This is a genomic window from Halococcus salifodinae DSM 8989 (assembly GCF_000336935.1).
Taxonomy (GTDB): Archaea; Halobacteriota; Halobacteria; order Halobacteriales; family Halococcaceae; genus Halococcus; species Halococcus salifodinae.
The window spans coordinates 20,667-47,161 of sequence record NZ_AOME01000051.1; the positions used below are offsets into that span (position 1 = coordinate 20,667).

At 65.4% G+C, this 26,495-nt stretch carries 23 protein-coding genes; 11 read left to right on the forward strand and 12 right to left on the reverse strand.

From position 1 onward, the window contains the following. Nucleotides 1-33: 33 nt before the first annotated feature. The 4 genes from hutH to hutU are packed head-to-tail and all read right to left on the reverse strand — an operon-like array spanning nt 34 to nt 5,581. Nucleotides 34-1,614 (reverse strand): histidine ammonia-lyase, encoded by a 1,581-nt coding sequence (hutH, locus tag C450_RS07405; RefSeq protein ID WP_005042150.1) that lies wholly within the window; start codon nt 1,612-1,614, stop codon nt 34-36. Next, nucleotides 1,607-2,875, reverse strand: a complete 1,269-nt coding sequence (gene hutI / locus C450_RS07410) for an imidazolonepropionase (protein ID WP_005042153.1) — start codon at nt 2,873-2,875, stop codon at nt 1,607-1,609. Before hutI ends, hutH begins: the two co-directional genes overlap by 8 nt. Further along, nucleotides 2,868-3,791: a formimidoylglutamase gene (gene hutG, locus C450_RS07415; protein WP_005042156.1), complete on the reverse strand. Its 924-nt coding sequence runs from the start codon at nt 3,789-3,791 to the stop codon at nt 2,868-2,870. Before hutG ends, hutI begins: the two co-directional genes overlap by 8 nt. Further along, entirely contained in the window at nt 3,788-5,581 is a 1,794-nt protein-coding gene (gene hutU, locus C450_RS07420) for a urocanate hydratase (protein WP_005042159.1), read from the reverse strand. The genes hutG and hutU overlap by 4 nt, the downstream gene beginning before the upstream one ends. A gap of 475 nt (nt 5,582-6,056) precedes the next feature. On the opposite strand from hutU, the gene arcD reads away from it, so the two are divergent. Next, complete coding sequence (gene arcD, locus C450_RS07430; RefSeq protein WP_005042162.1) at nt 6,057-7,535, forward strand: arginine/ornithine antiporter ArcD; 1,479 nt, start codon at nt 6,057-6,059, stop codon at nt 7,533-7,535. A gap of 80 nt (nt 7,536-7,615) precedes the next feature. Continuing rightward, the gene (locus C450_RS07435) at nt 7,616-8,269 is read left to right on the forward strand and encodes a helix-turn-helix domain-containing protein (RefSeq protein ID WP_005042164.1); all 654 of its coding nucleotides are present in this window, start codon (nt 7,616-7,618) and stop codon (nt 8,267-8,269) included. On the opposite strand, the gene C450_RS07440 is transcribed toward C450_RS07435, so the two are convergent. From C450_RS07440 to C450_RS07450, 3 genes are all read right to left on the reverse strand, one after another. Further along, the gene (locus tag C450_RS07440) at nt 8,266-9,696 is read right to left on the reverse strand and encodes a YjiH family protein (protein WP_005042166.1); all 1,431 of its coding nucleotides are present in this window, start codon (nt 9,694-9,696) and stop codon (nt 8,266-8,268) included. The genes C450_RS07435 and C450_RS07440 overlap by 4 nt on opposite strands. A gap of 91 nt (nt 9,697-9,787) precedes the next feature. Next, nucleotides 9,788-10,126: a cupin domain-containing protein gene (locus tag C450_RS07445; protein WP_005042168.1), complete on the reverse strand. Its 339-nt coding sequence runs from the start codon at nt 10,124-10,126 to the stop codon at nt 9,788-9,790. Next, entirely contained in the window at nt 10,126-11,151 is a 1,026-nt protein-coding gene (locus C450_RS07450; protein ID WP_005042170.1) for an NADP-dependent oxidoreductase, read from the reverse strand. The genes C450_RS07445 and C450_RS07450 overlap by 1 nt, the downstream gene beginning before the upstream one ends. A 140-nt stretch (nt 11,152-11,291) precedes the next feature. On the opposite strand from C450_RS07450, the gene C450_RS07455 reads away from it, so the two are divergent. Both C450_RS07455 and C450_RS07460 read left to right on the forward strand, forming a co-directional pair. Beyond that, the gene (locus C450_RS07455; RefSeq protein WP_005042171.1) at nt 11,292-11,798 is read left to right on the forward strand and encodes an LUD domain-containing protein; all 507 of its coding nucleotides are present in this window, start codon (nt 11,292-11,294) and stop codon (nt 11,796-11,798) included. Beyond that, nucleotides 11,795-14,071: an LUD domain-containing protein gene (locus tag C450_RS07460; RefSeq protein WP_005042173.1), complete on the forward strand. Its 2,277-nt coding sequence runs from the start codon at nt 11,795-11,797 to the stop codon at nt 14,069-14,071. The genes C450_RS07455 and C450_RS07460 overlap by 4 nt, the downstream gene beginning before the upstream one ends. A 19-nt stretch (nt 14,072-14,090) precedes the next feature. Here C450_RS07460 and C450_RS07465 read toward each other — a convergent pair whose 3' ends face one another. Then, on the reverse strand, nt 14,091-15,062 hold the full coding sequence (locus C450_RS07465; protein WP_005042175.1) for an aldo/keto reductase: 972 nt from the start codon (nt 15,060-15,062) through the stop codon (nt 14,091-14,093). Nucleotides 15,063-15,164: 102 nt separating this feature from the next. Then, entirely contained in the window at nt 15,165-15,341 is a 177-nt protein-coding gene (locus C450_RS22355; protein ID WP_005042178.1) for a hypothetical protein, read from the reverse strand. A gap of 274 nt (nt 15,342-15,615) precedes the next feature. Between C450_RS22355 and C450_RS07470 the strand changes: the two genes are divergently transcribed. From C450_RS07470 to C450_RS07495, 6 genes are all read left to right on the forward strand, one after another. Continuing rightward, nucleotides 15,616-16,809, forward strand: a complete 1,194-nt coding sequence (locus tag C450_RS07470) for an ABC transporter substrate-binding protein (protein ID WP_005042181.1) — start codon at nt 15,616-15,618, stop codon at nt 16,807-16,809. A 2-nt stretch (nt 16,810-16,811) separates the two neighbouring features. Next, nucleotides 16,812-17,060 carry a hypothetical protein gene (locus tag C450_RS07475; protein ID WP_005042183.1) on the forward strand — a complete coding sequence of 83 codons (249 nt, stop codon included), beginning with the start codon at nt 16,812-16,814 and terminating at the stop codon, nt 17,058-17,060. Further along, entirely contained in the window at nt 17,057-17,968 is a 912-nt protein-coding gene (locus tag C450_RS07480; RefSeq protein WP_005042184.1) for an NAD(P)/FAD-dependent oxidoreductase, read from the forward strand. Before C450_RS07475 ends, C450_RS07480 begins: the two co-directional genes overlap by 4 nt. 38 nt (nt 17,969-18,006) lie before the next feature. Continuing rightward, entirely contained in the window at nt 18,007-18,360 is a 354-nt protein-coding gene (locus tag C450_RS07485; RefSeq protein WP_049909944.1) for a DUF7552 domain-containing protein, read from the forward strand. Continuing rightward, complete coding sequence (locus C450_RS07490; RefSeq protein WP_005042187.1) at nt 18,357-19,166, forward strand: DUF7260 family protein; 810 nt, start codon at nt 18,357-18,359, stop codon at nt 19,164-19,166. Before C450_RS07485 ends, C450_RS07490 begins: the two co-directional genes overlap by 4 nt. Before the next feature lie 147 nt (nt 19,167-19,313). After that, nucleotides 19,314-23,453 carry an Eco57I restriction-modification methylase domain-containing protein gene (locus C450_RS07495; protein ID WP_005042190.1) on the forward strand — a complete coding sequence of 1,380 codons (4,140 nt, stop codon included), beginning with the start codon at nt 19,314-19,316 and terminating at the stop codon, nt 23,451-23,453. A gap of 229 nt (nt 23,454-23,682) precedes the next feature. Here the strand turns inward: C450_RS07495 and C450_RS07500 are convergent, their stop codons facing one another. Together C450_RS07500 and C450_RS07505 are read right to left on the reverse strand one after the other, a co-directional pair. Further along, a complete protein-coding gene (locus C450_RS07500) occupies nt 23,683-24,282 on the reverse strand; it encodes an NUDIX hydrolase (RefSeq protein ID WP_005042192.1) in 600 nt (199 codons plus the stop codon). Between the two features lie 24 nt (nt 24,283-24,306). Continuing rightward, the gene (locus tag C450_RS07505; RefSeq protein ID WP_005042193.1) at nt 24,307-24,864 is read right to left on the reverse strand and encodes a DUF7109 family protein; all 558 of its coding nucleotides are present in this window, start codon (nt 24,862-24,864) and stop codon (nt 24,307-24,309) included. 107 nt (nt 24,865-24,971) lie between these two features. On the opposite strand from C450_RS07505, the gene C450_RS07510 reads away from it, so the two are divergent. Beyond that, nucleotides 24,972-25,157 carry a hypothetical protein gene (locus C450_RS07510; protein ID WP_005042194.1) on the forward strand — a complete coding sequence of 62 codons (186 nt, stop codon included), beginning with the start codon at nt 24,972-24,974 and terminating at the stop codon, nt 25,155-25,157. Nucleotides 25,158-25,204: 47 nt separating this feature from the next. Here C450_RS07510 and C450_RS07515 read toward each other — a convergent pair whose 3' ends face one another. Next, nucleotides 25,205-26,296: a glycosyl transferase family 2 gene (locus tag C450_RS07515; RefSeq protein ID WP_049909993.1), complete on the reverse strand. Its 1,092-nt coding sequence runs from the start codon at nt 26,294-26,296 to the stop codon at nt 25,205-25,207. Nucleotides 26,297-26,495: the final 199 nt, after the last annotated feature.

Below are 26,495 nucleotides of genomic sequence, written 5' to 3' on the forward strand. Positions count from 1 at the left end.
CGACGCCGAATCACCCCGACGAAGCGACGACGCTCACTCGATCGTATCGTCGAGAGCGCACTCGATGGCGTCGTCGAGCCGTCCCGTGGCCACCAGCTCGGTCGCGATCTCGATCTCGGTGTGGAGCGGCCGGTCGTCGTCGAGCGGCGGCACGTGTTCGCGGATCGCGTCGTAGGCCGCGCCAGTCCCCGCCCCAGGATCGAGACCGTCGTCGACGAACTCCATCGCCTGTGCGCCACAGAGGAGTTCGATCCCCACAGTTGCGAGCGCGTTCTCGACGGCGGTCCGGGCGTGGTGTGCGCTTTCGGCGCTCATACTCACGTGATCCTCCTGACCGCCGCTCACGGGCGTGTTGTCGGTCGCGGGCGACCCGAGCGATCGACTCTGGTTCACGAGCGTGGCGGCGCTGTACTGGGCGATCATGTAGCCCGAGCGGACGCCGCTTTCGGGCGTGAGGAACGGTGGGAGGTGATCCTCCTGGAGATTCGGATTGAGCAGCCGATCGGTGCGGCGCTCGGCGATCGCGGCGAGCTCCGTGAGTGCGTTCGTGAGATAATCGAGCCGGAGCGCGAGCGGCTCCCCATGAAAATTGCCGCCCGAGAGCACGCCGACCGACGCCGTGCCGCTCGCGCGTTCGTCGACCTCGCTCCCCGAAAAGACGAGCGGGTTGTCGGTCGCGCTATTCAGCTCGGTTTCGACGGCCTCGCGGAGGTGGGCGATCGCGTCGCGCACCGCGCCGTGGACCTGCGGGAGACAGCGTAACGAGTAGGCGTCCTGAACCCGATCACAGTTGCGGTGAGACTCGACGATCCCCGAGCCGGCGGTGAGTTTTCGGACGTTCCGCGCGCTCGCAGCCTGGCCGTCGTGGGGCCGCACGTCCTGAATCGCCGGATCGCAGGAGGCAGTCGTCCCCATCGAGACCTCGGTCGTGAGTGCGCCAGCGACATCTGCTCCGCGAACGGCGCGCTCGGCGTCGACGACACAGAGCGCGGCCAGCCCGACGGACAGTTGGGTGCCGTTGATGAGCGCGAGCCCCTCCTTCGCGGCGAGTGAGAGTGGTTCGAGGCCTGCCCGTGCGAGCGCCGCCTCGCCGTCGAGTCGCTCGCCGTCCACTTCTGCGGTTCCTTCACCCAACAGGACGAGGGCTTGGTGGGCTAGTGGTGCGAGATCGCCGCTCGCGCCGAGGCTGCCCCGCGACCGGACGACCGGATGGACGCCCTCGTTGAGCATCGTCACGAGGTGATCGATGACGACCTCGCGGATGCCCGAATACCCTTTCACCAAGGCGTTGATCCTGGTGAGCATCATCGCACGGACCGCCTCGCGATCGAGTTCGTCACCCACGCCGGAGGCGTGGCTCCGGACGAGATTGGTCTGGAGGCGCTCGCGCTCGCCCTCGGGGATGCGTTCGGTCACGAGCTGGCCGAATCCGGTGTTCAGGCCGTAGACCGCCTCGCCGCTTTCGAGAACCTCTTCAACGCGCTCACGGGACTCCCGAACGGCCTCGCGCGCGGACTCGGCGATCGTCACCTTCGCGTCGTCGCGAGCGACCGCAGCCACGCCCTCGGGTGTGAGCGACGCCCCGTCGAGAACGACTGGCTCGCGCTCACTCATGATTGCCCTCCATCCCCGAGACCGGTTCGCCGCGCTTAAGCACCGTTTCGACGGTGTTCACGCCGAAGTTGTACGGCACGTGGACGTGCGATGGTGCATCGACGATGGTCACGTCGGCGGCCATTCCCTCGCGGAGCGTGCCGACCCCGTCCGCTCCGTCCGCCCCATCCGCCTCGCCGGCACGATCGAGCGCGCGTGCGCCGCCGTGAGTGCCAGCCAGCAGTGCCTCGGCGGGCGTCATCTCCATCCCGACGCAGGCGAGTGCGATCGCGAACCCCATGCTCTGAGAGTGACAGTTCGGGTTGAAATCGGTCGCCACCGCGACCGACCCTCCCTCGTCGAGAAACGCCCGCGCGTCGGCGTAGTCCGCGCCGAGTGAGAAGGCCGTGCCGGGAAGGAGGACTGGCGTGACGCCCGCGTCGGCGAGCGCCGCACGGTCGTCGGCGTTCGCGTGGAGCAGATGGTCCGCGCTCGCCGCGTCGAGATCGGCCGCGAGCTGTGCGCCGCCGAGCCGGACGAACTCCTCGGCGTGAACTTTGGGGGTGAGTCCGTGTTCGACGCCGGCTTCGAGCACCCGTCTCGACTGTGCGACCGAGAACACGTCTTCCTCGCAGAACACGTCACAGAACTCGGCGACCCCCTGGTCGGCGACTGCGGGGAGCTGGTCGTCGAGGACTCGCTCCGTGTACGCCTCGGCATCGCTCCCCTCGGGAACGGCGTGTGCACCCATGAACGTGGGGACCACGTCAATCGGGTGGGCATCGTCGGCCCGCCGGATGACGTCGAGCATCCGGAGTTCGGTTCCGGTGTCGAGGCCGTAGCCGGATTTGATCTCTACTGTGGTGGTGCCGTGAGCGAGCATCGTGTCAAGATGGCCGAGCAGGTTCGAGAGCAACTGCTCGTCGCTCGCCTCGCGGACGGCGCGCACGGTTCGGAGAATGCCGCCGCCTTCGGCGAGGATCTCCTGATACTCCTTCCCGCGGAGCTTCGCCGCGAACTCGTCGGAGCGATCGCCAGCGAACAGGCCGTGGGTGTGTGAATCCACAAACCCCGGAATCACGCTCCGTCCATCGGCGTCGATCGCATGGCTGGCGTTCTCGGGCGGATGTTCCGCAACGATCTCGTCGGTCGGACCGACAGCGGCCACGCGACCGTCGACAACGGCGAGAGCGGCGTCCTCGTATCGTTCGAGTGTGTCGTCGTCGCCAGGTCCGACGACGATCTCGCTCGCATCGTGAATGAGCGTCGTGAGTTCAGTCATCGTGTTCCTCCATGTGTCCCGTCAGAAAGTGAGCGACGGCTCGTGCGCCCGCGGCGGCAGTCCGTCCCTCGGTGTCGAGCGGCGGCGCACACTCGACGACCTCGAACCCCGCCACGCGGTCGTCGGCCGCGACACGACGGAGGCTTTCGAAGAGTTCGCGCGTCGTGATCCCGCCGGGTGTGGGTGCGCTCACGCCCGGCGCGGCTGTGGCGTCGAGCACGTCGAGGTCCAAACTGACGTAGAGCGTCTCGACGCCGGCCATCGCGTCGAGCGCGCGGTCGACCGCTCCAGCGAGATCGTCGCCGACCGCTTCGCTCGTGACGATCGCGCCGTTCTGTTCGTCGACGTACTCGGCGTACGCCGTCGAGGTTTCGAAGTGACGCGCCCCGACGCAGGCGTAGGCGTCGAGACCCGCCTCGTGGAGCTGTCGGTACGGCGTCCCGCTGGTCGGCTCTCCGCGGACCTCACGACAGTCGAGATGAGCGTCGAAGTTGACGACGCCGAGCGACTCCGAGAGCAGCGGTGTGGCGTTCGGGTACGTGAGCGAGTTGTCGCCACCGAGGAAGACTGGAAGCGCGTCGCTGGCATGAATCTCGCGGGTGGTCTCGCGGACGGTCTCTTGGACCGAGCTAACATCGCCATCCGGAATCGTGACGTTACCGAGGTCGCCGATCGATTCGACGGGACCTGCATCGAAGTGGTGGGTTTTGACGCCGGCGAGTGCTTCGCGGAGCGCAGCCGGTCCTTCGCGCGCGCCGCGTCGGCCGATCACCGCGCCGTCGTAGGGCTCGCCGACGAGCACCGCGTCGAACTCGACGGCGCGATCGAGCGTCGCCGGTTCGACGACGTCGCCGAACTGCTCGTCGTTCGGGTCTGACGACGGCCCCGACCACGCCGGCGGCTCGTGCAGGCTCATTGTCGATCCCGTATCGGCACCGCCACGTCCGACTGGTCGGCCTCGTCGATGGCATCTTCGTAGCCCGCGTCGGCGTGGCGGATCACCCCCATACCGGGATCGGTCGTAAAGACGCGTCGAGCTTTCTCGGCAGCCAGTTCGGAGCCGTCGAGCACGACGTGGTTGTTGGCGTGGAGCGCGTTGCCGATGCCGACGCCGCCGCCGTCGTGGACGCTCACGATGTCCGCGCCCGCCGCGCAGTTCAGCAGCGCGTTCAGGATCGGCCAGTCGGCGACTGCGTCGGTGCCGTCCTTCATCGCCTCGGTCTCGCGGTGTGGGCTAGCGACGCTGCCGGCGTCGAGGTGATCGCGGGTGACGACAATCGGCGCGCTGATCTCACCGTCGGCGACCAACTCGTTGATCCGGAGTGCGAACCGCGCGCGCTCGGTGAGGCCGTCGGCGTCGTCCTCGGCGTGGTAGCCGAGCCAACAGACCCGCGACGGGAGGCCCTGGAAGGACACCTGCTCCTGGGCGAGGTCGATCCAACGGGCGAGCGACTCCTTTTCGGGGAACAGTTCGGTCACCGCCTCGTCGGTACGGTGGATGTCGGCGGGATCGCCCGAGAGCGCCGCCCAGCGGAACGGCCCGCGGCCGCGGCAGAACATCGGCCGGATGTAGGCGGGAACGAACCCCGGGAAGTCGAACGCCTGGCGATCCTCCGGATCGCTGCCCGACAGCGGCCACATGCCGCTGTCGACATCCTCACGCCCGCGGTGATCCTCGACCTGCCCGCGGAGGTTGTTGCCGTACTCGAAGGCGACCGCGCCGCGATCCTGGAGTTCGAGGATGGCGTCGACGTGGCGCTCCATCGTGTCGAGGCTCTCTTCGACGTAGCGCTCTGGATTCTTCTCTCGGAGCTCGTCGGCTTCGTCGACCGTGTAGCCGCTCGGGTAATACCCCTCCAGCTCGTCGTGGGCGCTGGTCTGGTCGGTCACGACGTCGGGGACGAAGTCCCGGTCATCCATCGCTTCGAGCATGTCCGCGACGTTCATCTCGACCGCGACGCTGTACGGCTCGCCGGCTTCGGCTGCCGCCTCGGCGGCGGCGAGCGCCTCGTCGAGGCTCTCGGCGCGCTCCATCAGGTAGTCCGTCTCCAGTCGGCGCTCGATCCGATGGGTGTCGACTTCGGCGGCGATACAGACACCCCGATTCATCGTGACTGCGAGCGGCTGTGCGCCGCTCATCCCTCCCAGACCGCCGGTGGCGACGATCTTGCCTTCGAGGTCGTCGTCATATTCTTGACGACCGAGTTCGGCGAGAGTCTCGTAGGTTCCCTGGATGATCCCCTGCGTGCCGATGTACGCCCACGAGCCGGCAGTCATCTGGCCGTACATGATCTTGCCCTCGGCTTCGAGTTCGTGGAAGTGCTCCCAGTCGTCCCACTTCCCTACAAGATTCGAGTTCGCGATGAGGACGCGGGGCGCGCGCTCGTGGGTCGGGAACCGGCCGACTGGTTTGCCCGACTGGACGAGGAGGGTTTCCTCGTCGCCGAGATCACGCAACTCGGCGAGGATGGTGTCGTAGGCGTCCCAGCTGCGGGCCGCCCGTCCGGTCCCGCCGTACACCACGAGGTCCTCGGGCTTTTCGGCGACCTCAGGATCGAGATTGTTGTTGAGCATCCGGAGAGCGGCCTCCTGTCGCCAGCCTTCACATTCGATCTCGGTGCCCGTCGGCGCGCCCTGGTACTCGCGCCACTCGTTGGACGGTTCGCCGATTCCGGACTCGGTCGCGGCGGACTCCTGTTCGCTCATCAATGGACGTACGTGAGTGATTCACCAGACTGTTTCCCCTCCATAAGGAGAATAATTCATATGATCGGATCGTCACTGCTCGTTCGCGTTCACGACCGCCGATGGAATCGTGGCTTCGGCGCGGTGCTGTCCGGCCACTGTGCGGTGTAACGGATAAACACCACGCCACGTGGCGATTGATCATCCTTGATCGTGTCGGTGGGAAGAAGCACTATGGATACGGCTACCGAACGGGGACCGTTCGGCCACGAGCACCGATTCGCTCTGCGACGGGCACTGGCGGTCGGGAAACGACTCCCGTTCGTGAGGCCGTCGTGGTCTCGCGCCATCGATCCGAGACCGACGGCGGAACCGACTCGGTGTCGAACCAGCGGGCACACATGTCGGAGTGGTAGCGAATGACTGACGAGAACGACCGACTGCGACGCGTTTCGAAGCCGTTTAACCGGATTGTGGCTGACGTGGAGGTGAACGGATGGTAGCGTTCGAACCGCGGCTGTTCGAGGAGATCGCTCCCGAGGAACGACCGTCGCTCGCGGCGGCGCTCGTTCCCGTCGGAGCGATGATCGTCTTTCTCAGCGTCGGCATCGTCGTCTTCGGACTTGACCCGCAGTTCCCGCTGTTCTGGGGGATCGCCTTCACCGGGCTGTTCGCTCGGCTGCATCTCGGGTTTTCGTGGGACGAACTGTACGACGGCATCACCGACAGCATCCTGATGGGGATGCGGGTGATTCTCATCATGTTCGTCGTCTACGCGCTGATCGCGACGTGGGTGCAGGCGGGCACCATTCCGGGACTGATGTACTACGGCCTGGAGCTACTCACGCCGTCGATCTTCCTGCCGTTGACCGCCGTTCTCGCGGCGATCGTCTCGTTTGCGGTCGGTTCGTCGTGGACCACGGCCGGTACGCTCGGCGTTGCGTTCATCGGGATCGGCTCCGGACTCGGCATTCCCGCTCCGATGACCGCCGGGGCCATTCTCACGGGCGCGTACACGGGCGACAAGCAGTCGCCGCTGTCGGATACGACGAACCTCGCGGCCGCCGTGACGAACACCGACCTCTACGACCACATCAACGCGATGCGCGCCGGCACGCTCCTCGCGTTCGGGATCTCGGTCGTTCTCTACGTGTTCCTCGGCCTGAGCGCGTCCGGGAACATTCCAGTCGGACGCGTCGGCGCGATCCAGAGCGCGATCCAGGGGTCGTACGTCGTGACACCGCTCGTCTTCCTCCCGCTGGTCGTCACCTTCGGCCTCGCGATCTACGGCGTCCCGGCACTCCCCTCGCTCGGGGCGGGCGTCTTCGCGGGCGCTCTCACGTCGGTGTTCGTTCAGAGGACCGAGTTCGCCGCCGCGTGGTCGGCCGCCCAGTCCGGGACCGCCCCCGAAACGGGGATGGAACTCGTGAACGGTCTGCTCGAAAGCGGCGGGCTGCTCGGTGGCGCGTGGATCGTCACGATCGCGCTCGCCGCGCTCTCACTCGGCGGGATGCTCGAACGAACGGGGATCCTCGCCGTCCTCGCCCACCACCTCGGCCGGCTGAGTCGCGGCGTGGCGAGTCTCACCGGTGTGACGGCGATCTCGGCCGTCTCGATGAACATGCTCGCCGCAGAGCAGTACATCAGCATCGTCGTGCCGGGGATGACCCTCAGAAACCTCTACAGCGAACAGGGTCTGAAGAGCAAGAACCTCTCGCGCGCCGTCGAGGCCGCCGGGACGACGACGGCCGCCCTCATCCCGTGGGGCAGCGGCGGCCTCTTCATGGCCGGCACTCTCGGGGTTCCGACGCTGACGTACGCCCCCTACTACTTCTTCGGGTTCCTCTCGCCGCTCGTCCTCCTGCTCATGGGTGTCACCGGCTGGGGGATCGAGTACCAGGAGGGAGCGCACGGCGACGGCGACGACGCCACATCGACAGGCGGTGGGGCGACGGCTCCCGCTGGCGAGGACTGACGCTGCGGCGCGGTTCGACACCAGAATCGCTCTCGCTCGTGTGAAGCAGTATTTACGATAGCGTGGCCGTGTTCCGAGATATGTACGAGGCCACCTTCCGGATCGAGGGCGATGGGGCCTACGCCGCCGCGACCGCTGGCACCGACGCCGCGGTCGAACTGTGGTGTAACGACCACTGTGATCTCCTCTATGTCACGAAGGACGCGACCGACGAGATCCTCGCACACGTCCGCGAGCGCGTCGGCGTGCAAGACCTCCTCCGACGGCCGGACGAGCTGATGATCGTCACCGGCGAGTGTCTCAAACGACGCGAGGGCGATCTGATCGAGTCGTATCTCGCCCGCCACGACTGCCTCCTGCTGCCGCCGCTGCGCTACGCCGGCGGCGCGAAATCCTGCCGGGTGCTCGCGCTCGATCCGGCCAACCTCACGGCGTGCTACCGCGACCTCATCGACGACGGGTTTTCCGTCTCGGTCGAGCAAAAGCGCGAGATCGAGACGGTCACCCACGACGCGCCCCTGCTCACGCTCGATGGGGTCCTCCCCGATCTCTCGGCGCGCCAGCGCGAGACGTTCGAGGTCGCCTACGACCGCGGGTACTACGAGATCCCCCGGGAAGTCACGACCACCGAGATCGCCGACGCAGTCGGGGTCGAGCGACGGACCGCTGAGGAACACCTCCGACGGGCGGAGAACAAGCTGGTCGCAGCGCTGATCGAGTACGTTCGGGCTTAGAGCAGTCCGAGCGCGGCGACGAGGTGGGTCATCCCAGCGATCAGCGGCACGAGGATGACCGTGCGCATGACGAACAGCGTCACGAGGTCGCGGAACCGAACCGGAACATCGCTGAACATGTCCATCGTCATCGGGCCGACGCTGGAGAAGAAGATGAGTTGGGAGACAGCGAGCACGGCGATGAAGAACCGAGCCATCGGCGCGGCATCCTGAATCAGCAGGACCGGAACGTACATCTCGGTGATCCCCACGATGGTCGCCGGCGCGACGGTCTCGGCGTTCGGCAGCCCGAGCAGTTCGATCACGGGCACGAGCGGCGCACCGAGGATATCGAACGTCGGGGTGTACGCCGAGAGGAGCACCGCCGCAAGACCGACCGCGAGGATCGTCCCGAGAATGAGGCTCGTGAGCTTCAGCCCGTCGACGAACCCGCGCCACGCCGCCTGCGCGAACGTCTCGCCCTCCTTTGCTTTCCCGACCGCCTCGCTCAGCGCGAACCGGAGATACTCCGGCGGAGAGCCGACGAACGGAACCTCGGGATCGGGTTCGGCAATGTATTCTTCCGGAACGGTGCTGATCGGCGGCACCCGGACGAGGATCGCGGCGCAGATCACGACACACACGAAGTACGCGAGGAAGATGACCGGGAACAGTGCGAGCATGTCGAGCGTGGCGGCGACAACGCCGACGAACCCGATGCTCACCGTCGAGAAGCAGGTCGAGATGATGAACACTTCCCGCTTGTTGTAGCCGCCGCGATCGAAGACGTTCCGGGTGACGTAGAGGCCCACCGAGTACGACCCGACCCACGACGCGAGGCTGTCGAGCGCCGCTCTTCCAGGGAGTTTGAACAGCGGGTTCATCACCGGCCTCGCGAGCGTGCCGACGAACTCCAGCCCGCCGAGCTCGACGAAGATCGTGATGAAGATCGCGCCGATCGGGATGATGACGCCGACGCTGTAGATCAGCGTTCCCCACATGAAACCGCCCGTCGCCGGAGTGTGGAGCCAGTCGGGGCCGAGCTTGAAGAACATCACCGGCGCGAGCACCGCGCCGAGCACCCGGAGTGCCCAGAACGCGACCGAACTCTCGAAGTACGACAGGTCGGCGTCGAGCGATAGCGCATTCCGAGCGTCGAGTTCGGCGGCGGTCGTCAGCACGCCACCGGCGACGATGATCGCCAGCGCGTACACCCCGACGGCGTCCGGAAACGAGGTGGTGATCGTGCTGACGACGATGTCGAACGGGACGGTGATCTCGCCCTGCCACGGCACCGGGACGAGGAAGAAGACCGCGCCGACGGCGAACGCGACGACGAACTTCGCTATCGGTCCAGTCTCGAACTCGTTGAGGTCGATCTCGTCGATGTCGCGGGCCGACGGTGCGCCGTCGATGGCCCATGTCTGATCCTGTGATTCGGTACTCATAGACACAGAAAAGGAGCAGGGACACGTGACTCTACACCCACCACTTGCGGTATCGTTTATACGATGATGGCCACAGCGGCGAGAACCGAGGTCAGTACACCGGTGGTGCGTAGACGTTGACCGTCCGAAGTTCCCTCTCGGCGTCGGTATCGTCGCTGTCACCTGCGCTGGTGTCGTTGCGTATCTCGTGAGTCTCGCCAGCCTCGATGCAAACGAGTGTTCCCGGTTCGAGACGGTGTTCTTCACCGCCGACGACGGCGGTCCCGGTTCCGTCGGCGACGTAGCACCACTGGTCGGCATCGGGGTGGCGATTCTCGGGACCGCCCGTGGACTGGCCCGGCGAGAGCACCATCGTTGCGGCCTGGGACCGATCGGTGCCGGCGACTATCTCGAAAAAGCCGTCGGCGTCGTCGGTCTCGACGATCTTCATTATTCGCTCGGCTCGGCGACCTTCACGACCTGCTTGCCGATGTTGTCGCCCTCGAACAGTCCGAGAAAGGCGTCGGGAGCGTTTTCGAACCCCTCGACGATCGATTCTCGGTGCTCGATGTCGCCGTTCGTCACCCACTCACGGAGTCGGTCGTTCGCGTGCTCGAATCTGGTCGCGTAGTCACCGACGAGAAAGCCCTCGACGCGGGCGCGCGGCGCGATGAGCTGTGGGAGTTTGCGCGGCCCGGTCGGAACGCCCTCGTCGTTGTAGAGCGCGATCTGGCCGCAGATCGCCACCCGCGCGTCGACGTTCAACTGGGAGAACACCGCGTCCGAGATCGGGCCGCCGACGTTGTCGAAGTAAGCGTCGATGCCGTTCGGTGCGGCGTCGGCGAGCGCTGCGCGATAGTTCTCGGTCGTTTTGTAGTTGATCCCGGCGTCGAACCCGAGGTCGTCTTCGAGGTAGTCCACTTTCTCGTCGCTGCCCGCGAATCCGACGACGCGCGCGCCGGCGAGGCTTGCGATCTGGCCGACGGTCGAGCCGACTGCGCCCGCCGCCCCGGAGATCGCTACCGTGTCGCCGGGGTCAGGTTCGAGCACGTCGAGCGTGCCGAAGTACGCCGTCCGGCCGGGCATCCCGAGCACGCCGAGGTAGGCAGGCAGCGAAAGGTTTTGGAGCGAGGGATCGACGGGCGTGAGGTCATCGCCGTCGAGGAGGGAATGCTCGCTCCAGAACCCCTCGCCGAAGACGAACTCGCCGACGGACCACGCGTCATGCTCGGATTCGACGACTTCGCCGACGACGTGGCCCCCCATTCGATCGCCGACGTCCCACGGATCGGCGTACGAGTCACGGTCGCGCATCCGGCCGCGCATGTACGGGTCGACCGAGAGGTAGCACGTGCGGACGAGCACCTCGCCGTGGCGTGGCTCCGGAACGTCGCCTTTTTCGAGTTCGAACGTGTCGCGATCGGGTTTCCCGTCGGGCCGCTTGCCCAGAACGAACTGGCGGCTGGTGTCTGTCACAGCCGGTTCGTCGGCCCGTGATCGGACGAATCTTCGGGTATCGGCAGTCGCTCGATGAAACGGACACCGGCCCGAATCGTGCCGACCCGCCCGGCGTTCGGGGCAAAAGACGAATACCTCGGTGGATCGATCGTGATGGTATGGCAACCGAGACGGTCGCGACGTTCGAGTCATCGCTCGACGAGCTGGGGGTCGGGATGACGCGCACCGACCCGGAGGGGTTCGACGACGCGCTCGCGGCGATCATCGACGAGCCGGCGGTCGGCGTGCCGCTCCGGATCGACGGCGTTTCGCTCGACGACGTGCCAGTCACCGTTGATCCGACGACCGCTCAACTCGAATCGGCGCGGACGGGCGTGACGCCGGTCGGGACGGCGGTCGCGACCTACGGCACGCTCGCGATCGAGTCCTCGGCGGCGGGTGACGAGCCGGTGAGTCTCTTTCCCGAGTGCCACGTCGCGGTCGTGCGCGAGGTGGACGTCGTGTGGGGACTCGACGAGGCGTTCGCACGGCTCGACGAGGAGTTCGACGCCGGCCGCGACAGCGTGGTGTTCGCGACGGGCGCAAGCGCGACCGCCGACATGGGCGAGATGGTCGAGGGCGTCCACGGCCCGACCGCGGTTCACGTCGTGGTGATCGAGTCGTGAGCGCCGAAACGCGCCGAGAGAAGGCGGCACAGATCCGCCAGCTTCTCGACACCGAAGGCGAGAACGTCCACGCGGACGCGACACACATCAACGAGGCGCGCTACGACGCCACCGAGTCGTTCGGAGAGTACGAGGACCTCCGAACGGAGGCCCGCGAGATCAAGGAGGATGCGATCGAGCGACTGCCCGAGCTGATCGGTCGGGTCACCGACGCCGTCGAGGCGAACGGCGGACAGGTCTATCTCGCCGACGACGCCGCGGACGCGAACCAGTATATCGAGGAGGTGGTCGGCGACGCCGACTCGCTCGTGAAATCGAAGTCGATGACGACCGAGGAGATCGACGTCAACGACTCCCTCGAAGCGGCGGGCGTCGACGTTCACGAGACCGACCTCGGCGAGTGGGTGCTCCAGGTCGCCGACGAGTCGCCCTCGCACATCGTCGGGCCGGCGATGCACAAGTCACGCGAGGAGATCGCCGCACTGTTCAACGAGCGGTTCGATCCCGACGAGCCGTTCGAGACCGCCGAGGAGCTCACCGCGTTCGCGCGGGACTGGCTCGGCGAGCGCATCCAGGACGCCGATGTGGGAATGACCGGCGCGAACTTCGTGCTCGCGGAGTCGGGCTCGATCACGCTCGTGACCAACGAGGGCAACGCCCGGAAGTGTGCGGTCGCACCCGACACCCACGTCGCGGTCGCGGGCGTCGAGAAGCTCATCCCCTCGATCCGGGAGCTCCAACCGTTCGTCGAACTGATCGCGCGTGCGGCCACCGGCCAGTCGATCGCCCAGTACGTCACGACGCTCTCGCCGCCCGTCGAAACGCCGACGCTCGACTTCGACGATCCCGACACGCCGCTGAGCGAGGCCGGGATCGGGGGCGGGAACGGTGGTGGCGGTAGCGACGACAACGACGACCGTGAGTTCCACCTCGTGCTGCTCGACAACGGCCGGTCGGCGATGCGCGAGGACGACCAACTCCGCGAAACGCTCTACTGCATCCGGTGTGGCGCGTGCGCGAACTCGTGTGCCAACTTCCAGCACGTCGGCGGCCACGCCTTCGGCGGCGAGACCTACACTGGGGGGATTGCGACCGGCTGGGAGGCTGGGGTCCATAGTCAAGACAGCGCCGCCGAGTTCAACGACCTCTGTACCGGCTGCTCGCGCTGTGTGAACGCCTGCCCCGTGAAGATCGACATCCCGTGGATCAACGAGGTGGTGCGCGATCGGATCAATCGCGGGGTGGGTGACGCCAGCGATGCGAGCGACACCCCCGAGTTCGACTTCCTCGTCGAGGGGTTGACGCCCGACGAGGAGCCTGGTGGACTCACTCCCCGAAAGCGCTTCTTCGGGAACTTCTCGACGCTCGCGAAGCTCGGGAGCGCCACCGCACCAGTGTCGAACTGGCTCGCGGGCACGGGGCCGAGCCGCGCGGTGCTGGAACGGTTCCTCGGGATCGATCGCCGACGTGACCTCCCGAAATTCGAGCGCGAAACCCTCGTCGAGTGGTTCGACGCGCGGGGCGGGTCGCGCGTTTCGGCGGCCGACGCGGACCGCGAGGCGGTGCTGTACCCCGACGTCTACACCAACCACGTCCACACCGAGCGTGGGAAGGCCGCCGTCCGAGTGCTGGAGGCGCTCGGCGTCGCGGTGCGCGTCCCGGAAGTCGCGTCGAGCGGGCGCGCACCGCTCTCCCAGGGGATGCTCGCCACCGCCGAGCGCCACGCCCACGACGCCTACGCCGATCTCGCCGAACACATCGATGCGGACCGCGACGTGGTGGTGATCGAACCCTCCGATCTCGCGATGTTCGCCGGCGAGTACGAGAAGTTCCTGCCAGAGAAATCGGCCGAGCGGCTGGCCGAGAGCAGTTACGAGGTGATCGAGTACGCCTACGGCCTGCTCGAAAACGGGGCCGAGCGCGCGGCGCTGCGGCCAGGCGACGGCGAGCGAGTTGCCTACCACAGCCACTGCCAGCAGCGCACCCTCGGACTCGAAGCCCACAGCGTGGCCGTGCTTGAAGACTGTGGCTACGACGTGCTCACCTCCGAAACCGAGTGCTGCGGGATGGCGGGCTCCTTTGGGTACAAACAGGAATACTACGAACTGAGCAGGGATGTCGGCAGCGACCTCGAAGCCCAGTTCACGACCGACGACGCGCGCGACCGCACAGTCGTCGCGAGCGGCACGTCGTGCTGTGAGCAGTTGGATGCGCTGCTGGAGCGCCCGAGTCGACATCCGGTGCAGCTCCTCGATCCGACGCGAGACAGGTAGCTCGTCCGTTCGGGCCGCCTTACTCGCCAGCGCGCGCCGCGTCGATCCGTTCGTGGTGGTCGCTCGACAGCGAGATCTCGACCGCGCCGAGGTTCTCGTCGAGCTGGTCGACCGTGCGCGCGCCCACGATCGGGACACAGGTGAACTGCTCGCGCTCGATCAGCCATCGGAGCGCGACCTGGGCGGGCGTCGCGTCGATCTCGTCCGCGACTTCCCGCACGGCGTCGAGGACGTCCCAGCCGCGCTCGGAGACGTAGTAGTCGTCGAAGAACTCGTCGAAGCTCCCGCGGGAGCCGTCGGGCGATTTCACGCTGTCACCGTCACGCTCGTACTTGCCGGTGAGGAAACCACCCGCGAGCGGCGAGTACGGACAGACTGCGAGTTCCTGGTCGGCGCAAACTTCGAGGTAGTCGCTCACGTCCTCGTAGTAGGCGGCGTGGTAGAGCGGCTGAGTCACCTCGAAGCGTTCGAGATCTTCGACGTCGGATTTCCAGAGCGCCTTCGTGAGCTTCCAGGCGGCCATCGTGGACGCACCGAGGTGGTTGACCTTCCCCTCGCGGACGAGATCGTTCAGCGTGCGGAGGGTCTCCTCGACCGGCGTGTCGTCGTCGAAGCGGTGGATGTAGTAGAGATCGAGGTAGTCGGTTCCGAGCCGATCGAGGGTGCCCTCGATCTCGGCGCGGATGTTCTTCCGGCCGAGGTTTTCCGAAAAGCGACTCTCCTGGCTCCAGTACACCTTCGAGGCGAGGACGTACTCCTCACGAGATCGGTCGTCGAGCCACTCGCCGATCCAGCGTTCGGAGTCGCCGTCGCCGTAGCCATTGGCAGTGTCGATGAAGTTGATTCCGCGGTCGGCCGCGGCGTCGAGGAGCTCGTGAGCCTCCTCACGGTCGGTTTCGAGCACGTCGCCGGTCTGCTTGCCGAACCGCCACGTCCCGAGACAGAGCTTCGAGACCTTCGTTCCGGTGGAACCGAGGGAAGTGTATTCCATGGCCGGTGGTCGGGGGTATTACACAAAGTCGTTCGGGATGCGGTGGTTCGGACGATCCGGGACCGGCGATTCAACGCCGCCGTGACATGCGGAGAGCGATCGCTACGCGTCGTCGAGGAGGTCGTCGAGTTCGTCCTCGTCGAGCAGCCCGACGAGGCTTTCACCCTCTTCGTAGCGCTCGTACTCATCGTCGCTCAGCCGGTCGCGGATCTCCTCGTCGGTGAGCTTGCCTTCGAGTTCCGAATCGAGGTCGTCGGGGTCGTACCCGGGAACAGGCATACCGGTCGTTCGTCCTACTGGGTGATATACTGTCGGGCAGCGACGGTCGCCTCGTCGTGTCGGTCACGGGTGGGTTCTCGAAGCAGGCGCTTCGGAGGACGGTCGGTGGAGCGTCAGGCTTCACGACCACCTGACGGAACATCTCTCCGCTGCACCCCGCATCTCCAGTAAACGGCCCGCTAATGCGTTCTTCGTCGGATGGACTGTCCGGAGCCGCTTTTTGGCCCGCCGAAAAACCGAAACGGCTTTATTGTTTTAGGCAGGCCTAATTCACATGACGGACGACTCCGCAGCCCACGAGGAACCGACGAGGCGGGAGTACGTGAAGTACGGCAGTGCGATCGTCGGTGGGGCGCTGCTCGCCGGCTGTACCGGCGAGGGCAGTTCTGGCGGAGCGAACGATTCGAACGGCTCGAACGACTCCGCCGGCGGAAACACGACGGCGGGTGGGGGCGAGAGCTCGTACTCGGTGGCGATGGCCCCGAGGGGTGAAGTCGCGTTCGAGTCGGTGCCGGAGACGTGGGTCGCGAACAACGGGAGCTGGGCGGACATGGGGATCGCGCTCGGCCAGGAGCCGCCGAAGGGTCTCTGGCGACCCAATCGGTATCACACGCACGTCTACGACGAGATTCCCGGCGTGAGTGTCGACAAGAGCACCATCGACAAGCTGTGGGGAAAATCGCTGAACAAGGAGCTGTTCTACGAACTCGACGCCGACGTCCACGTGTTCGATCCGGTGTTCGTACTGAGCCGCTCGAAGTGGAAGCAGGCCGATCTCGACGAAGTCGACGAGAACATCGGACCGGTGTTCGGGAACAGCATCTACTCACAGGCGTTCCAGTGGCACGATCATCAGTACTACACCCTCTACGAGGCGTTCGAGAAGCTCGCGCACGTCTTCGGACAGGAGCAGCGATATCGGAAGTTCGAGCGGCTGCACGACGAGTTCATCGGCCGGGTACAACAACGACTGCCGCCGGAGTCCGAACGACCCTCGGTCGCGATCCTCCTCATCACGTCCGACCAGCCGGAGGAGTTCTACCCGTATCCCGTCAACGAGGGCACGTCGTACAAGCAGTGGCGTGACCTCGGGGCGAGGAGTGCGCTCACCGAGGCCGGGATCGAGGACTTCTACGTGTCCGGCAGCACGATCGATTACGAGGCTCTCGCGGAGGCCGATCCGGACGTGCTCCTGATGTGGGACGGCAGCGGCCGGTTCGAGCGGCAGTCCCGCGAGGAGTTCCAGAACGGCCTCGTGTCGTTCATGCAGGGCCACGACGTGGCGAGCCAGCTGACGGCGGTGAACAACGACGACGTGTACCGCGGAGCCGGAATATACCAGGGGCCGATCGTCAACCTCGCGTGGACCGAACGCGGCGCGTGGCAGCTGTACCCCGACGAGTTCGACCGGGACGAACAGCTGTTCGACCGCCAGCGCGTCGCGGACATCATCAACGGGGACGGCTGATCGTGACCGACGAGACTCCGTCGACCGTCCGGCGGACGGATTCGACCCCGGACGGCATCGCCGGATTGCCAGCGGTCGAGTACCACGAGTGGTCCGACGAGCGCCTGATCGACTGCTACCGGCGCAACAGCGTCCTCCTCCGTGAGTACGGCGCAGACGAGCGGACGATACGAACCCTCTGTGCCGTCGAGGAACACCTGCGTGCTCGTGATATCGATCCGGACCGGATCGTCGGGGAGGTGAAGGGATGAGTCCGGACCGAGAGACCGACGACGTCGACGTGGCTATCGTCGGCGGTGGTCCGACGGGCTGTTCGGCGGGCGTGTTCACCGCCCGATACGGTCTCGACACCGTGATCTTCGACCGCGGCCGCTCGTCGATCCACCGGTGTGCGTATCTGGAGAACTACCCCGGCTTCCCCGCCGGGATCGACATCGAGACGTTCACCGCGCTGCTCCACGACCACGCCACGACGGCCGGCTGCGAGATCGTCCCGGATCTCGTCGAATCGGTCGAGCGTCGTGACGACGCTGGGTTCGTGATCGAAACCCAGGAAGATCGCCGAGTTACTGCCGACCGGATCGTCGCCGCGACACGCTACGGTGGGGAGTATCTCCAGTCGCTCGGCGACGATGCAATGTTCGCGACCCACGAACACGACGGCGAGGCGTACGAGCGGTTCGATCGGTCCTACGCCGACGTCGATGGCCGGACGCCGATCGATGGCTGTTACGTCGCATCGCCGTCGGACGAAGCGGACCGCCAGGCCATCATCGCGGCCGGACGCGGCGCGCGCACCGGGCACGCCCTCATCGCGGACGTCCGCCGGGGTCGTGGCTATCCCGATCCCATCGCCAAGCAGTACGACTGGGTTCGCAAGGAGGACGAACTGACGGACGAGTGGCGTGACCGCGAGCGCTGGGCCGAGTGGTTCGACGACCGCCTGCCCGACGATCACGACTGCTCGACGGCCCGGTTGGACGAGCTGTGCGAGCGCGAGATCGATCGTCGTCTCGATCAGTACCTCAGCGACGAGGAGATCGCCACCCGGACCCGGCGTGGACAGTCCCGACTGCTCGAACACGTCGACGACGAGCGGGTTCTCGAACGGGCGCGCGAGATCGAGGCCGAGCGCCGGGCCGTCGAGACGGAGCACTGAACGACCGACCTCGACCGACGCGACAGGACTCATCACACATGACCGGACCAACGCTTCACACCATCCACACCACCCTCGACGCGCTGGCGGTCGATGGCGGCCGATACTGTGTCGTATGCGCTCGCACCGGCGAGCACCCGGTGCCGGTTGCCGGGCTACGGTTCGACGACCGAGCCACGGCGGCCCGGGCGGCCCGCGTCGCCCGGCGCTACCGCGCTCGGCTGCGACGGTACGATCCACGCGTCGCCGTCCACGACCTCATCGTTTGCGAGGACATCGCCGGAGTTCGTGGCCGGGCCGACCACGGAGGGGCCGAGTGGCACCGTCGGTTCTGGGCAGTCGCCGACCGCGAACTGGCTCGTCTCCGGGCGACCGCGGAGGGCGATCGATGACCGTCGAAACACACGTCGAGGCGGCGCTCGACCGCGTTCGTGACGAACGGGCCGTCGTGACGGAAAAGCAGACGGCCTACGGGCAGTTCGTCCGCGAGATCGAGCAGCTGTCGGTCGACACGCCATCCAGTACACAGGCCACTCGACAGACGACGGCCGGGTCGATCGCCACGATGCAGGCGGGCGGGGCGGGCGGAGTGGGTGGGTCGGACCGCTGTGAGGAGGTCAGAGAGGAGTTCGCCGCGACCGTCCGCCCGCACAGCACTGCGGACGTCGACGACGGCGAGACGCTGCTCGAAGCGATCGCCGCCGAGCTGTCCGAGCAGGTCGCGATGGCACTCGCGCCGCGAAACGCGACGGTGGGGTTCACCGCGGGCCTCAAGAACGGCGTGCTGTCCGAGATCACACAGCGACGGTCCGAACTGCGGGCGATGGCGGGGGCGCTCGATCGTGAAGCCGAATCGCTCGACGAGGCGAAGGGGGTTCTCGACGACGTGCTCGGGTGGATCGTCGAGGCCAACGAGACGCCGCTCACCGAGCTCGGTTTCGACGAGCTTCGGTCGCGCCACGATCGGCTTGCGGAGTTCCGGGATCGGTGTGATGGTCTCGCGCGCGACCGGCAGTCGGTGCTTCGTGCAACCACCACCGGCGACGGTGAAGCCGGTATTGCCCACCAGGAGCTCGTGGCGTGTCTCTACGACGCGTTTCCGGTGGCGTATCCGATTCTTTCGACCGTGGCTCGGGTCATCGAGGTCTGCGATCGGTGCCAGCAGGCGATCCGGACGCATCTCGTCCGGCGAGTGTAGCCCGCTCGGAAGGGGAATGTGGGGCTGACTCGGGGCGGGAGACGTCGAAGCGTGATCGTGACGGCCATACGCCGTGCCAGGGTTCCCGCAGCGATCCACGGCGAGTCCGTACTTTCTTATCGTCCGCCCGACCCGTATGGAACAGCAATGAGTCAGGCGACGCTTCCGGGTCGGTATCGCAACTCGAACCTCTTTTCGGGCTACTATCTCGACGAGCGTGTCTTCGGGCTGGACGAGTGGGACTGCGACGAGGAAGCCGAGCAGGCGTTCGAGGAGCTACAGGCGCTCTACGAGGCGGAGCAGGGCACGCTCGAAAGCTACGACGAGGACCCGCTCCGGCAACACTGGATCGACGAAGTGCTCTCGATTTTGGGGTACGAATCACTTCCGGAGACACCGATCCTCGACGCACGCGGATCGGTCGATCGGGCGCTGTACGACGCCGCCGACGACCGCCGTGCCGCCGCGGCGATGAAGAGCGACGGGGAGTACGCCGGGATCTATGGACAATCGCTGTCGGTGCTCGAAGCCAAGCAGTGGGACGCCGATTTCACCGCACGCTTCGGCGAGGCGCGGTCCTATCGGGACGCCTCCCACCAGATCAAATACTACCTCGAACACACGCCCGAGTCGGTCTCGTGGGGCATCCTGACGAACGGGAAGAAATGGCGGCTCTACGGGACGAAGGACTACGAGACCGAGACCTACTACGAGGTCGATCTGGTCGACCTGCTCGAATCGGGGAGCGTCGAGGTGTTCAAGTATTTCTACGTGTTCTTCCGGCCGGCCGCGTTTCGGGAATCGGCGGGGACGACGTTCCTCGACAGGGTGTGGTCCGAAAGCGAGACCGCCGCACAGGAGCTGGGCGAGGACCTCCAGGACAACGTGTTCACGGCGCTGCGGGTGCTCGGCGAGGGCTTTGTCGAGACGAACGATCTGGAGATCGACCCCGCCGAGGAGGAGCGGCTCGGCGAGCTGAAGGAGCACTCGCTGGTGTTGCTGTATCGGTTGATGTTCGTGCTCTACGCGGAATCGCGCGGACTCATCGATCCGGACGATCCGCACGCCGCCGAGGAGTACGAGGAGAACTTCAGTCTCGACGCGCTCCGGCGCGAGGTCATCGACGAGGTGGGCGAGCGCGCCGACGAAGGGGAGTTCGAGCGGGAGTTCTCGTCGTTTTCGACCGGGCTGTGGAGCCGTCTTGAGGACCTCTTCGCGCTCGTGGATTCGGGCAACGACGATCTGGGGATTCCGGCGTACAACGGGGGGCTGTTCGACGAGGAGAGTCACGAGTTCCTCGCCGAAAACGAGGTGTCGGACCGGCATCTCGCGGAGGTCGTGTATCGGCTGTCGACGACCGAGACCGACGAGGGCCACGTCGCCGCGGACTACGCCGATCTGGATACCAGACATTTGGGAACGATCTACGAGGGGCTGCTCGAACACGAGTTCGCCGTCGCGCCCGAGGCGCAGGCGGCCGTATCCGGGGATGGTGGACAGGTCTGGAAGCCCGCCGACGAGGTGAGCGTTGCCGAGGCGGTCGAAACGGTCGAGGCGGGCGAGCTCTACGTGGTGAACGACGACGGCGAGCGCAAGGCCACGGGTGCGTACTACACGCCCGACTACGTGGTGACGTACATCGTCGAGGAGACCGTCGGGCCGCTGCTTTCCGAAATCGAGGACGATCTCGATCACTTGGAGCCGGGCACGCAGGAGTACGTGATCGCGTTCTGGGAGCGCGTGACCGATCTCAAGGTGCTGGACCCGGCGATGGGAAGCGGGCATTTCCTGACGAAGGCCACAGGATACCTCGCCGACGCGGTGATGGAGCGCGTTCGGGAGTTGGAATCGGGGTCGCTGTTCGACGAGGAGCTGGTCCGGCGCACGATCTCGCGGGAGTGTATCTACGGCGTGGACGTCAACGGGATGGCCGTCGAGCTGGCGAAGCTCTCGATGTGGCTCGAAACGCTCGCCGCCGACCAGCCGCTGGCCTTCCTCGATCACCACCTCAAATCCGGGAACTCCTTGGTGGGGTCGGACATCACCGAGGTGCTCGCCGAGGACGGCGACGCCGATGCGATCACGGACGACGCGGAGGGGATGGTCCAGTCGAGCCTGTTCGATTACTTCGATCAGGTGCGCCGGCAGGCGCTCGATCACGTGATGGACCGCATGGGCGAGCTGCTCGCCATCGACAACGAGACCCTGGACGACGTGCACTCGATGGAGGCACTCTACGACGACATCCGCGAGGACCCGCTGTACGAGCATCTCCAGGCGATGGCGACGGTCCACACGGCCGGTGAGTTCGGACTCGACGTGCCCGACGACGCCATCGAGCGCATGGCCCGCGCCATCGAGGACGACGAAGCGTGGGCCGAGATCGAGGCGACCGACTGGTTCCCTGCGGCCCGCGCGATGGCCGGCGAGGAGGGCTTTTTCCACTGGGAGCTCGAATTCCCCGCGGTCTTCTTCGACAGCGACGGCGAGCGACTGGCGAGTGCGGGTTTCGATGCCGTGGTCGGCAATCCGCCGTACGGTGATATTTTGTCTACTTCCGCGAAAAGATACTGTCGAAGCCAAAATCTCGGATTCGAGAGTGAAAGAGCCGATGTGTTTACTGCCTTTGTTTCGCTTCCAGAAGCCATCCTACAACGTGATGGGCGACTTGGCTACATCATCCCTAATACGCCGCTTCGTGGTAAGCAGTACGAGAAATTCAGAGAGACCAATTCACAACGGTATTCCATCAACACAATAGCTGATTTTGATAGAAATCAGATATTCTCGGTGGAAGTTTACACAATGATACTTCTGTGTGAAAATGAAACCCAAGACGAAGATTATGTTTCTAATTATGTCAATGTATCTGGTGGGATGGGCAAATCAGAAACTATTCCGTTCGAACTGACGCCAGCAGCAACTGATATCTGGGTCCCATCGAATCCGCTTGCGAGTAAAATCAAACAAAATGATGATACGGTGCGGCTCGGTGATGGAACAATTTGCACTTGCCATGATGCTGGTATCGACTACAAAGTCAGCGGTCAAGGATGGGACAATCGTGGTGAAGGAGTTAAAATATCTGATTTGATATTATATGAAGGGAATCCAGAATCGGAGGATGATCTCCGATATGTTGGTGGTGGGGAAATTCGTCAATATCTCATCAGTCCAGAAAACAAGTGGCTACGCCATAACTACGAATCGTTTGTTGAGGGCGACATTGTAATTCAGGTGTATCCAGAGTATAATGAGTCAAGTCAAAAGATCGTCACGAGACAAACTGCGGATGATATTATTGCTGCGCTCGATACAGACCAACTTTACACCGCCAAATCCGTACACACAACACTTCTTCAAAACAACTCATACGATATTCGATATATACTGGCAGTTTTGAATAGCAATTTGTCGAATTACGTGTACGAATCAATGTCTGGTGAAGAAGGAAGGACATTTGCACAGGTTCGGATTCACGAACTTCGTTCACTTCCGATTCGGACTATCGATTTCAAGAAGAATGAAGAACAGCCATCGATGGCAGAACTCAAACAAGAGTACGAGTCTGAAATCTTGAGTGATGGATCCGACTTCAAGTTATCCAAGATTGATAATAACGAGATATTCCATGACAGACTCGTGATTCTGTCGAAGGAAATCGAAGACAAAAAGCGTAGCCGAAACAACCTCAATCTCGACCTCCTCGATTACCTCGGCAGCTACGAGGATGGCCCGACCCTCGGAGAGCGCTATCAGCCGGCGAGCGGGCTGTCGGAGTCGGTGCTGACCGACACCGAGGCCGACAGCGAGTTCGAGAAACTCCGGGTGACGGGCGCGCAGATCGAGCAGGATGGCGACCGCCTGCGGGTGCTGGCGGAGCCGTACGTGAAGCCTACCGATCCCGACGAATACGAGACGAACAGTCGGGGCTACGCCACGCTCGATCCCGTGCCGGCGATGGAGTTCGTTGGGCTGAGTGAGCCAGAGGCCGACCTCATCGCGGCGTTCGTGCCCCACGCGGTCGACGCGGCCGACGGCTTCGCGGGCTATCGGGACAACGCGACCGCGACGATTTCGCCGCTCGATAGATTGGAGGGGCTGACGCTGCCGACGCTTGCGGATGTCGAGGGTGGCATCGAGCGCTATATGGACGCCCGCGAGCGCGCCGCGGAACTGGACGAACAGATCGAGCGCACCGACGAGTTGATCGACGAGATCGTCTATGAGTTGTATGGGCTGACTGACGACGAGATCGAGATCGTGGAGGAAGCGGTCGGGGAGTGAGCGCGGTTGCGGTGCGGTGGCGGAGTGGTTGGGCTAGTTGTCCTACCGCGAGAGAGCGGAGCGAACGAGCGGGCCGAGGAATCCCCCGAGTGTAGCGAGGGGGTGACGTTGGCTTTTGATCCACATTTTGCTAGCGAGGCGCTACGCGCCTCGGACCATTCGCGCGGCTCCGCCGCGCGAAGACAGCGAAGGAGCGCGAAGCGCGACTGAGTGCAGCAAAAGGTGGGTTTCACACCGGAAAGTCGGCGTCGGGATCGACCACGCGATCCGGCTCGTCGGGCACGCGCCAGTCGGTCGCGAGCTCCAGAAGCTGGGCGAGGATGCGCCCGGTCGCACCCCACACGACGAAATCGTCGACCCGGAAGAAGTGGAGTCGAATCTCGCCGTAGTGGGGGTGATCGCGGCGCTCCGAGTCGTAGTTCGCCGGGTCGGTGAGCGCCGCCACCGATAACACTGCTACCTCGGCGACCTCGCGCTCGTCGGGGACGTACTCGCGGTCAGGAACACGGGCGACGAACGGCCGGACCGCGTACTCGGTCACGGTCCGGATGTCGTCGATCCGGCCGATCACTTCGGCAGTCTCCGGATCGAGTCCGATTTCTTCGTTCGCTTCCCGAAGCGCGGTCGCGGTGAGGTCCTCGTCGCTGGGTTCGCGGCCGCCGCCGGGGAAGCTCATCTGGCCCGGATGCTCGCCGAGGTGGTCGGCGCGCTTGGTAAAGAGAAGGTGCGGACCGTCCTTGCGGGTGATGACTGGCGCGAGCACGGCCGCCTCCCGCTGCTCGTCGGTAACCGCCGTGGCCGAATACTGAGCCACCCGCGCGAGATCCATGCCCATCGAACGTGCCGCCGGGGCTTAATTCGTCCGCTCGTCGATCTCGGGCGCGTGGCTCCCGGCGCGGTCGTCGGCCCCATCCATCTCCGCTGCCGCGTCGTCGAGCCGATCACGGACACCACCCAGATCGACCGGAGCCCACGCATCGAGGTCGTAGCTCACGTCCAACAGCTGGGTAATTCGCGCGTGATCGGCGTCGGCGACGGCCCGCGCCGCGTCCGCACGAAATCGCTCCTCGGCGACGGCTCCCAGAACTGTGCGGTCGACCTCGCGTGGCTCGATATCCAGGATGTGTGGGAGGTCCTCAGCCCGGTCCGGGAGCGTCGGAAACGCCGTCGGGCCGACGGCGAGAAGCGGGTCATCCGCAGTCGCTTCCGGAACCATCCCCTCGACACCGGTATCCGCAGGGTCGATCGCGACGAGACGGTAGGCCGTGATCGCGTCGTCGATCGTCTCCGCCGACTCGAACTCGGTGCCACGCTTGAACGCGAGTTCGTCACACGCCTGGGATAGCTCCGCGCGGGTGAGCGCGCCGAACAGATCGACCACGCCGGCGAGCTCGTCGTGGCTGAAATCCATCGTTCGACGGTTCCGGTCGACGCCAATGGCTCTTTGGATCGCCCGCGATCGGCCGACTCGAACCGATCCCACGGTAACGTTTTGGCAGTGGCTACTCCATCTGAGTCGTGACGACCGAAACCAACGACGGAGACGATGCGATCGACGGCGGACGGCTCGGGGTGGGGATCGCTATCGGTGTTGCACTCGGTGCAGCCCTCGGGACAGCGACGGGCGAGATGGGGTTGTGGCTGGGTGTCGGCGTCGCCATCGGGATCGGTGTCGGCGCGGCGCTCGAATCACGATCCGGGTAACAACAGAGACCGTCTCAACCGCCAGCTGTGTCGGCAATGTGTCCGACTCAGTCGACCGATTCGAGGTCCGCTTGCGCGGCTCGTCGGAAGTGCTCAGGATCGAGCGACGTGTCCGCCCACGCCGGGAGGCGCGTGTCGGCACCAGGGGAATCGATCGCTGCGGCGTACTGGGCGACCTGGTCGCGCTCGGCCACCCGGTCGTAGTCGAGCCCGTTGTGCGCGGCGTCGGCAGCGTACTGTTCGACGAGCGTTTTTGCGGCGGTTTCGTACCGCGCGGGCAGCGTCTCGTACGCCGGCTCGACACCGTGTTCTTCAATAGCACGGAACACCGCTGCGCCGACCGCACGACTCATCGCCGCAAGCCCCGCCGAGCCGCCGACGTCGCGGTGGTCGTGGACGTGGGTGCCGAGATCGACCTGGGCCGTGCCCGCGAACCCCACAGCGTCGAACGCGGCACCGAGTGTATCGATTTCGAGGCCCCACTCGCGACTCACCCGAAGCTGACGCGCGAGATCGGCCGTGAGCGCGACTTCGCCCGCGAGCGCGTACCGGAACGCGTCGAGGTATCCGAGGATCGCCGCGTCGTGGCGCTGGGCGAGTGCGCGCACCAAAGGAACGTAGAACAGCCGGAACAGCCGTCCGAACAGCTGATTTCGCTCGACACGGGCGTAGTAGCCTTTTACGAACCCGAACTCGCCGTCGAGCGGCGCGAGGAGTCGAGGGACGTGTCCCGAGGAGTACGAGGTCGCGTCTGCGTCGTGGATCACGACGTACTCGGTGTCGAGCGCAGCGACGCCGAGTGCGAGCCAGACGTCCCGGCCCTTCCCTCGCGCGCCGTCGAGACCGTGCTCGGCCAGCAGTTCCCGCACCCGCGGACCGCCACACCAGAGCGTCTCGACCGGGTCGAACGCGCCGAGCCACGCGTCGAACGCGCCGACGTTCGCCGGTTCGGTTCGGAGGGCGACGATCACCCGCGCAGGGTCGATATCCGCGAGCGTCGAGAGCACTCGTTCGGCCGCTGGCGTCCGGTACTCGCGGTCTGTCATCGGCACGACGACGGTCGCCCGATCGGTGGGGGCATCCGGCGTGGCGTCGCCGAAGTCGTGCAGCGTCGTGATCCGTTCCTGGACGTACTCCACGATCAGCCACCCCACACGGCCGTCGTGATCGGAAATCGGTCGGTACTCTGCGGTTCAGCAAATCTGGAAACGAAGAGTGGGCGGCAGAGAACCGGGCGACGTCGCGACGAACGCGGCGGGCCGGGCGGCGGACTCCGTGACACGGCCGCTGCTACGCGAAGCCGTCAATCAAACCTTCCGAAAGCCACCGCGATCGCCG